We start from the raw sequence: 218 nt of genomic DNA, 5'->3' as shown, positions 1-218 counted from the left end.
GACATAGGTACTGTTACGGATAACAATGACGGTACGTATACGGCTATTTATACCAGTGCAACTACCGTTGGCACCGCCACTATTACGGGCACACTGAACAGTATTGTTATCACCGATAATGCGTCCATCAGTTTGAAGAGCGGGACGTCAGATGCGGGACAATCGGTTATTAGCGCAAACCCAACCACGTTGGTTGCTGATGGCACCAGTACCTCGAC

At 49.1% G+C, this 218-nt stretch carries 1 protein-coding gene; it reads left to right on the top strand.

Annotated features, from left to right (window positions below; genetic code table 11):
- Window positions 1–218 (top strand): invasin domain 3-containing protein (locus CXF79_RS17435; RefSeq protein WP_157825897.1); only part of this gene is annotated, 218 nt, incomplete at both ends.

This window comes from Colwellia sp. Bg11-28 (assembly GCF_002836245.1).
GTDB lineage: Bacteria > Pseudomonadota > Gammaproteobacteria > Enterobacterales > Alteromonadaceae > Colwellia > Colwellia psychrerythraea_A.
Note: the sequence above shows the minus strand (reverse complement) of the source record. Positions and strands in the feature narration are given on the sequence as shown.